Here is an 8,212-nt window from a genome sequence, read left to right as displayed (position 1 = left end):
TGAGGCGGGTGGGTCGAATTGACGCTGGTATAATCTGAATATTATATACTCTATGATACGAAGGCGGGGAGGTTCAGCGGTGGCGCTGTCGAAGATCAAATATGTGCGCGCGTTCACCGTGCGCGGCGGCGGGGCCGACTATCACGATCAGGGCGACGGCCATTGGATCGACGATCACGTCGCCACGCCGATGGCGCGTTATCCCGACTATCGCCAGTCGCGGCAGAGCTTCGGCATCAACGTGCTGGGCACGCTGGTGGTCGAACTCGAGGCGGAGGACGGCACGGTCGGCTTCGCGGTGACCACGGGCGGCGAACCCGCCGCGTACATCGTGGAAAAGCACCTCTCGCGCTTCCTGATCGGCCGCGACCCGGCGGAATATGAGAAGATCTGGGACCAGATGTACTTCTCGACCCAATATTACGGGCGCAAGGGGCTGGTTATCAACGCCATCTCCGGGGTCGATCTGGCGCTATGGGATTTGCTCGGCAAACTGCGCGACGAGCCGGTCTACCACATGCTCGGCGGCGCGGTGCGCGATGAATTGCAATTCTACGCCACCGGCGCGCGGCCCGATGTCGCGAAGGAACTGGGCTTCATCGGCGGCAAGCTGCCGCTTCGCCACGGCCCCGCCGAAGGGCTCGAAGGGCTGCACAAGAACGTCGCGCTGCTCGCCGACATGCGCGCGAAGGTGGGCGACGATTTCTGGCTGATGTACGATTGCTGGATGTCGCTCAACCTCGATTACGCGACCCGGCTGGCGATCGCGTGCCACGACCTCGGGCTCAAGTGGATCGAAGAGGCGCTGAGCCCCGACGATTATTGGGGCTATGCCGATCTGCGCCGCAACGTGCCGCGCGGCATGCTGGTGACGACCGGCGAGCACGAGGCGACCCGCTGGGGTTTCCGGATGTTGCTCGAAATGGAATGCGCCGACATCCTCCAGCCCGATATCGGCTGGTGCGGCGGCGTCACCGAACTGCTCAAGATTTCCGCGCTGGCGGATGCGCGCGGCAAGCTGGTCGTGCCGCACGGATCGAGCGTCTACAGCTATCATTTCGTCATCACCCGCCACAACTCGCCCTTTGCCGAATTCCTGATGATGCACCCCGAGGCCACCGACGTGGTGCCGATGTTCGCGCCCCAGTTGCTTGGCGAGCCGGTGCCCGAGAACGGTCGCATCCGGGCGTCGGCGCTCGACAAGCCGGGCTTCGGCGTCGAGCGCAACCCCGACATCACGCTTCACCGTCCCTATCCGAATTGAGGAATCCATGAAGATTTGCCGCTATGGCCCGAAAGGCGCCGAAAAACCGGGTCTTGTCGATGCCGACGGCCGCATCCGCGACCTCTCCGCGCACGTCGCCGATATCACCCCCGCCGAAATCACCCCCGAGGGTCTGGCCCGGCTCAAGGCGATCGATCCTGCCTCGCTCCCGCTGGTCGAAGGGGACCCGCGCTACGGCGTGCCGGTGAACGGCATCGGCAAGTTCCTCGCGATCGGCCTCAATTATGCCGATCATGCGCGCGAGGCCGGGCTTGAACCCCCGCCCGAGCCGATCTTCTTCACCAAGGCGATCTCGTGCCTCGTCGGCCCCAATGACGACGTGATGATCCCGCGCGGCAGCGCCAAGACCGACTGGGAAGTCGAACTGGGCGTCGTGATCGGCAAGACCTGCCGCTATGTCGAGCAGGCCGATGCGCTCGATCACGTCGCCGGATACGTGCTCGTCAACGACGTGTCGGAGCGCGCCTTCCAGAAGGAACTCGGCAGCCAGTGGGACAAGGGCAAGGGCTGCGACACGTTCGGCCCGACCGGCCCCTGGCTGGTGACCCCCGACGAGGTCGGCGACTGCCAGGCGCTGGATATGTTCCTCGACGTCAACGGCAAGCGGATGCAGACCGGCCACACCGCGACGATGATCTTCCCGGTCGCCGAATGCATCGCCTATGTCAGCCGCTTCATCACGCTCCAGCCGGGCGATCTGCTGATCACCGGCACCCCGCCGGGCGTCGGCGAGGGGCAGAAGCCGACGATGATCTTCCTCAAGCCGGGCGACCGGATGCACCTCGGCATCTCCAAGCTCGGCGAGCAGCGCCAGAATGTGATCGCTTTCGACCTGGAGGCGCTTGCGTGAGCATTTTCGCCAATCGTTTTGCCGGCCGTACCGCCATCATCACCGGCGGCGCCTCGGGTCTCGGCAAGGCCGTCGCGCAACGGATCGTCGCCGAAGGCGGCGCGGTCGCGCTGTGGGACGTCAACCCCGACGCGCTCGCCGCCGCTCGCGACGCGGTCGGCGCGCGTGATATCCAGGCGCTCGACGTCGCCGATCCCACCGCGGTCGAGGCGGCGACCGCTGCCAGTGCCGCCGCGCTCGGCAAGGTCGATATCCTCGTCTGCTCGGCGGGCATCACCGGGGCGACGGCGCCGGTGCACGAATATCCGCTCGATAGCTGGCGGCGCGTGATCGACATCAACTTGAACGGCCTGTTCTATTGCTGTCGCGCGGTGGTGCCGCTGATGCTCGCGGGCGGTTATGGCCGGATCGTCAACATCGCCTCGGTCGCGGGCAAGGAAGGCAATCCCAACGCCTCGGCCTATTCGACGTCCAAGGCGGGCGTCATCGGGTTGACCAAGAGCCTCGGCAAGGAGCTGGCGGGCAAGGGCGTGACGGTCAACAGCCTCACGCCCGCTACCTTCGACAGCCCGATCCTCGATCAGTTGCCGCAAAGCCAGGTCGATTACATGCGCTCGAAGATCCCGATGGGGCGGCTCGGCAACATCGATGAAAGCGCCGCGATGGTCTGTTTCATGGCCAGCGAGGAATGCAGCTTCACCACCGCGTCCACCTTCGACACCTCGGGGGGGCGAACGACATTCTGACCGCGTCGGGGCAGCCGCCCGCCAAGAGGCGGCGCCCGGCTCATTTGGGAGAGAGTTGAGTGCCGGAGATTCCGTTCGTCGACGCCCATGTCCACCTTTGGGATCTGTCGCGCCTCCACTATCCGTGGCTGACGCCGCCGTTCGCCGACGACGGCCCCAACGGCAGCGTCGAGGCGATCGCGCGCACTTATCTGCTCGACGACTATCTCGCCGACGCCGCCCGCTGGAATGTGGTCGGCATGGTGCATATCGACGCCGGGGCGGAAGCCTCGGCGGCGCTCGCCGAGACCGAATGGCTGCAGGCGATGCGCGACGCGCGCGGGATGCCGAGTGGCATCGTCGCGTTCGCCGCGCTCGACGATCCCGATGTGGATGTCCTGCTGGCGGCGCATGCTCGCCACGGCGGGGTTCGCGGCATTCGCCATATCGTCAATTGGCACGCCGATCCGATGCGGACCTATACGCCGCGCGACATGACGCAGGACGAAGCGTGGCGGCGGGGTTACGCCCGGCTCGCGCATCACGGCCTGTCGTTCGATCTGCAATGCTATCCCGGCCAGATGGGATCGCTGGCGGCGCTGGTCGCGCGCCATCCCGACGTGCCGGTGATCGTCAACCACATGGGGATGGCGGTCGCGAGCGATCCTGCCGGCTTCGACGATTGGCGGCAGGGGATGCGCGCGCTGGCCGCCAACGCGCATGTCGTCACCAAGATTTCAGGGGTGGGTTTCATCGACCGCCGCTGGACGATCGAGCAGATCCGTCCGCTCGTGCTCGAGGCGATCGAGATGTTCGGCGCCGATCGCTGCCTGTTCGCCAGCGACGTGCCGACCGACAAATTGTTCGGCAGCTTCGATCGGCACATGGAGGCGTATCACGCCATCGTCGCCGATTTCAGCGATGCGGAAAAGCGTGCGCTGTTCGGCGGCAACGCCAATCGCGTCTACCGGCTGGGGATCGCGCTGTGATGCGGCGCGCGTCCCTGTCGCCGCGCCCCGTATCGCTCGACACCGTCTTCCACCTCGATTGATCGCAGGAGACCGACCTCATGCCCGGCAACCCGCTCCTCGGCGTCCTGTTCCACTGGATGGGCGGCCTCGCGTCGGCCAGTTTCTATGTTCCCTATCGCGGCATCAAGCGGTGGAGCTGGGAGGTGTTCTGGCTCGTCGGCGGCATCTTTTCCTGGGTGTTCGCGCCGTGGATCATGGCCAGCATCCAGACCAACGATCTGTTCGGCGTGATGGGGCAGATCCCCGGCAATGTCGTCGGGCTGTGCATCCTGTTCGGCGTCCTCTGGGGTTTCGGCGGGCTCACCTACGGCCTGACGATGCGCTATCTGGGGCTGTCGCTGGGGATGGCAGTGGTGCTGGGGCTGTGCACGGTGTTCGGCACGCTGATCCCGCCGATCGTTCAGGGCGATTTCGCGAGCAAGCTGCTCGGCACCACGAGCGGCCTCATCATCCTGCTCGGCCTCGCGATCACGCTGGCGGGGATCATCGTCGTCGCGATCGCCGGCGCGCGCAAGGACGCCGCGCTTTCCGACGAGCAGAAGGTGGCGGCGATCGCCGAGTTCAACTTCAAGAAGGGCGTCGCGGTCGCGATCTTCTCGGGCATCATGTCGGCCTGCTTCGCCTTCGGGTTGGCGGCGGGCGAGCCGATCAAGGCGCTTTCCGCCGCCGCGGGCACCGGCCCGCTGTGGACCGGGCTGCCGGCTTTGTGCCTGATCATGTTCGGCGGGCTCATCACCAATGCGGTCTGGTGCGGTTTCCTGATCGTGCGCAACGGCACCGCGGGGGAGTTCATCGGCCGGCCGGGCAAGGCGCCCGACGCCGATGGCCGGCGCCCGCCGCTGCTCCTCAACTACCTGCTCGCCGCGTTCGGCGGGACGCTCTGGTACTTCCAGTTCTTCTTCTACACGATGGGCGAAAGCCAGATGGGGCGCTTCGGCTTCTCGTCGTGGACGCTCCACATGGCGAGCATCATCATCTTCGGCACGCTGTGGGGCTTCGGCTTCAAGGAGTGGAAGGATGCCGCGCCGCGCGTGCGCCGCCTCGTGTGGCTGGGCATCTTCCTGCTGGTCTTCGCCACGGTCGTGATCGGTTACGGCAACATGATCGGGACGGGCGCATGACCACGCGTCGCGAATTCCTCGCCGGCACCGGCACTGCCGCCGCGCTGGTCGCGGTGCCGGCCTGTTCGACCGCGCCTGCACTCGCCGCGGTCGATCTGCGTGCCGAACACACTGTCGATCTGCTCGGCACCGAGGTCGCACGGCCACGCCTGTCGTGGCGGATCGAAGCCAGGGATCGCGGCGTTAGCCAGACGCGCTACCGCGTCCGCGCGGGCAGCGCCGCGGGCAAGAACGATCTGTGGGACAGCGGCGATGTCGCATCCGACGCGAGCGTCGATATCGCATGGGGCGGCACGCCGCTGACGTCGATGCAGCGCGTCTGGTGGTCGGTCGAGATCGAGGATGAAGGCGGCGCCACCGCCACCTCCGCGCCCGCATGGTTCGAAACCGGCCTGCTGTCGCCCGACGATTGGCGCGCCGCTTGGATCGAGGCCGAAGACCCGCTCGCCGCGGCCGATCGCGCCGCGGGCGTGCGCTGGGTGTGGAGCCCGACCGCGCTCGACAGCCGCCCGCACGCGTTCCGGGTTGATTTCGATGCCCCCGAAGACCTTGAGCGCGCCGAGATCCTGATCGCGGGTAAGGATCACATGCGCGGCGTGTGGATCAACGGCGAGCACAAGAACCCCGATGCACTGCCGCTCGGGCTCGGCTGGGATACGATGCTCCCCTTCTGGGGCACCTTGCTACCGTTCGAGGGTGCTGTCCGCCCCGGTCGCAACAGCGTGTGCGCGCTGGTCGAGGCCGAAACCACGGGGTTTTTCCCGGTCGACGGCGGCGCGTTTGCGGCGCTGATCCGGCTCCATCGCAAGGGCAGCGTGATCGATCGCATCGTCAGCGGGCCCGATTGGCGCGTGCGCCCCAACCCGCCTGAAGGCTGGACCGCGCCGACGTTCGACGCCAGCGCCTGGGCGCGCCCGGTGGCGAGCGGATCGAACGTCAACAACGATCCCCGGCCTTCCGAACCTGCGATGCTGCTGCGCACCGATTTCAGCACGACCAAGAAGGTGGTTGGCGCGCGGCTCTATGCCACGGCGCTCGGCGCTTATGATGCGCGGATCAACGGCGACCGTGTGTCGACCGCGTTCCTGGCACCCGAGACGAGTGTCGCGCACAAGCACGTCTTCTATCAGGTCTATGACGTTACCAGGCTGATCCGAAAGGGTGAGAATGCGCTGGGCGTCGTCGTCGGTGACGGCTGGTATGCGGGCGCGTTCGGCTGGCGGATGGAGCGCTATGGCTTCGGCCCCGCGCCGCGTCGGCTGCGCGCGCAACTCCGGCTCGATTATGCCGACGGCAGCCACGACTGGATCGTCACCGGCCCCGATTGGCGGCTCGGTGCGTCGCCGATCCTCAAATCGGACATCTACAACGGCGAGACGATCGACGCGCGGCTGGCAACGCCGGGTTGGGACAGCCCCGGCTTCGACGCCGCGACCTGGACTACCGCGACCGTGGGCGCCGAGCCGCCGGTGCGATTGGTCGCGCAGACCTCGCCGCTACTCACCGCCAACATGAAGCAGCGTGTCGCCAAGGTCACTGAGCCCGCGCCGGGTCGGTTCGTGTTCGATTTCGGGCAGAATTTCGCGGGCTGGGTGCGCCTGAAGGCACGCGGCGAGGCGGGCACGCAAATCACGCTGCGCTTCGCCGAATTGCTCAATCCGGACGGCACAGTCGATCAATCGAACCTGCGGCTCGCCGAATGCACCGATCGGTTCATTCTCGCCGGTGACAGCAAGGCCGAGATTTTCGAGCCGCATTTCACCTATCACGGCTTCCGCTACGTCGAGGTCGAGGGTTATCCGGGTGCGCCGACCGCCGACGATATCGAAGGCATTGTCGTCTATAGCGCATGCCGCACGACGGGCGAGATGCGCTTCGCCTCGCCGTTGCTCCAGAAGATCTGGCAGAATGCCGAATGGAGCCAGCGCTCCAATTTCTTCTCGGTGCCCACCGATTGCCCGCAGCGCGACGAGCGGATGGGCTGGATGGGCGATATCCAGATCTTCCTCGATGCCGCCGCATTCAACATGGAGGTCGATCCCTTCATCCGCCGCTTCCTGATCGAAGCGCGCGCCGCGCAGCGGACGGACGGCGCCTATCCGATCGTCGTGCCGCAGCCGCAATCCTTCCCCGATGTGGTGACGGCAGGCTGGAGCGAGGCGGGGATCATCCTGCCGTGGCAGCTCTGGCAGCGCTACGGCGATACCGAAGCGATCGACGAGAATTGGGCGGCGATGGAAGGCTGGATGGCCTATGTCGCGCGCAGCAACGCCGATCATATCTGGCGCAACGATCGCGGGCTCGATCTCGGCGACTGGCTCTCGGTCGATGCGGTCAAGCCCGATGACGAGACGACGCCGCGCATCCTGTGCGCGACGGCCTATTGGGCGTGGTGCGCCCAGTTGATGGCCGAGATGGCGCAGGCGACCGGCCGCGACGCCGATGCTGAACGCTACACCGCGCTCCACGGCAAGATCGTCGCGGCGGCGCAGAAGGATCTGCTCAAGCCAAATGGTGTCGCGGGCAATGCCAGCCAGACCAGCCAGGTGCTCGCGCTGCATTGCGGGCTGACGCCGCCCGATCAGCGCGCCGCCGCCGCCGAGGTGCTCGCCGCCGATATCCGGCGGCGCGGCATGAAGCTCTCGACGGGCTTTCTCGGCACACCCTATCTGCTCGATGTGCTGGCCGATAACGGCCGGCTCGAAGAAGTCAGCGGGCTGCTGCTCCAGACCGGTTATCCGAGCTGGGGCTATATGCCGGTCAAGGGCGCGACCACGGTGTGGGAACGCTGGAACGGCGATGTCGGCGACGTCGCGATGAACAGCTACAACCATTATGCGCTCGGCGCGGTGGTCGGGTTCTTCTATCGCCGCCTTGCCGGGATCGCCCCGGCGGCGCCCGGTTTCCGCCGCATCTCGGTGCGGCCGATCTGGCTGCCCAAGGTCGGCAAAGTCTCGGCGAAATACGAATCGTGCGTCGGGACGATCGCGACCGAGGTCGATGGCGATACCGGCGGCGTGTCGCACCTGACGCTCTCTGTTCCCGCCAACACGATTGCCGAGGTCGAACTGCCGGCGCGCGCCTGGCGCGAGGGCGGCCGGGCGATCGATCAGCATCCCGATGTCCGCAACCTCACCCGCGCTGGTGATCTCGTCCGCTTCGAGGTCGGTGCCGGAAGCTACGACTTCAAGATTTGAACC

The 8,212-nt window shown here is 66.5% G+C and carries 6 protein-coding genes; all 6 read left to right on the top strand.

From position 1 onward, the window contains the following. The first annotated feature begins 52 nt into the window (after window positions 1-52). The 6 genes from rhmD to DFR49_RS09825 all read left to right on the top strand — a co-directional run bounded on the left by rhmD (window position 53) and on the right by DFR49_RS09825 (window position 8,209). Window positions 53-1,264: an L-rhamnonate dehydratase gene (gene rhmD, locus DFR49_RS09850; RefSeq protein ID WP_119035588.1), complete on the top strand. Its 1,212-nt coding sequence runs from the start codon at window positions 53-55 to the stop codon at window positions 1,262-1,264. Window positions 1,265-1,271: 7 nt separating this feature from the next. Further along, complete coding sequence (locus DFR49_RS09845; protein ID WP_119035587.1) at window positions 1,272-2,135, top strand: 2,4-didehydro-3-deoxy-L-rhamnonate hydrolase; 864 nt, start codon at window positions 1,272-1,274, stop codon at window positions 2,133-2,135. Next, on the top strand, window positions 2,132-2,881 hold the full coding sequence (locus tag DFR49_RS09840; protein ID WP_119035586.1) for an SDR family NAD(P)-dependent oxidoreductase: 750 nt from the start codon (window positions 2,132-2,134) through the stop codon (window positions 2,879-2,881). Before DFR49_RS09845 ends, DFR49_RS09840 begins: the two co-directional genes overlap by 4 nt. A gap of 59 nt (window positions 2,882-2,940) precedes the next feature. Continuing rightward, a complete protein-coding gene (locus DFR49_RS09835) occupies window positions 2,941-3,849 on the top strand; it encodes an amidohydrolase family protein (RefSeq protein ID WP_119035585.1) in 909 nt (302 codons plus the stop codon). An 80-nt stretch (window positions 3,850-3,929) separates the two neighbouring features. Beyond that, a complete protein-coding gene (gene rhaT, locus DFR49_RS09830) occupies window positions 3,930-5,012 on the top strand; it encodes an L-rhamnose/proton symporter RhaT (protein WP_119035584.1) in 1,083 nt (360 codons plus the stop codon). Further along, on the top strand, window positions 5,009-8,209 hold the full coding sequence (locus tag DFR49_RS09825) for an alpha-L-rhamnosidase (RefSeq protein ID WP_119035583.1): 3,201 nt from the start codon (window positions 5,009-5,011) through the stop codon (window positions 8,207-8,209). The genes rhaT and DFR49_RS09825 overlap by 4 nt, the downstream gene beginning before the upstream one ends. The last annotated feature ends 3 nt before the right edge of the window (window positions 8,210-8,212 follow it).

The organism is Hephaestia caeni (assembly GCF_003550065.1).
GTDB classification, from domain to species: domain Bacteria; phylum Pseudomonadota; class Alphaproteobacteria; order Sphingomonadales; family Sphingomonadaceae; genus Sphingomonas; species Sphingomonas caeni_A.
This window is presented reverse-complemented; position numbering and strand designations above follow the sequence as displayed.